The organism is Xenorhabdus eapokensis, assembly GCF_001908105.1.
Genome location: NZ_MKGQ01000153.1, coordinates 1 through 781 on the forward strand (window position 1 = coordinate 1; position 781 = coordinate 781).

Annotated in this window: 1 pseudogene; it reads right to left on the reverse strand. The window is 33.2% G+C overall.

The features are described from left to right. Positions 1–522: 522 nt before the first annotated feature. Positions 523–781 (reverse strand): annotated as a pseudogene (locus Xedl_RS33915) (helix-turn-helix domain-containing protein); the annotation flags it as partial.

Consider the following 781-nt stretch of genomic DNA (forward strand, 5'->3'; position numbering starts at 1 on the left):
AATCTGACCAGAGATTATGTATGAAGCGGTCGCGCTAAGATTAGGAATGGTAAATTCAGGCCCCTACGGCAGCTAAAATTAGCTTAGCGTACGATTTTTTCCGTTTTTTGAGATTACCCCTTTCAGAAGTTAAAAAATAAAATCTGAAAAAATGATTGAATCAATGAGAAAAGTGCTTAAAAAAATTAATAATTCATCCGGCTAAGGGTTGACGTTAATCGATTCTGAAAAGAATCCCTATAAAATATATAAGGAAGTGGATTTTAGTGGGCGTTCTGATAAATTGATATTGAGTTTGAATATTAACAGTCAGTATCTGTTAGATGAATTTTTAAAGTCGGATTTTAATATATCGAAAAATAATTATTTTGAGACGACTGTTGCTAAGATTTCTCATGGGTTTAAAAACGCATTTTTATCTTATCAAAATTTGAAAACCAAAACAAATCTGGCGCTAAATAGTTTTTCATAATAGTGAGTCACTCTTTTTAAAAATTTTTTCACGTTTATAATCAGTTTCTACATGTAACGATAGCAATGGTTACGTGTTACTGTTTCATGTAACGTGTGCCATAAGTGTTCTATTTTGTTCAGCCAAGGCGAATAGACGGGCAGGAATAAAAGAAAAATAATGGTAGGATTTTGAGTCAGCCAATTTCGTCTCAATTCCCGACTAATCGTTGATGGATCTCGACTGAGAGACGTTGCAATAAAACGTTGTGTAAAACCGGCTTCTTTTAAGCTGAAAATCTGATATCTTTCTATTTCGGTCAGTTGTGTA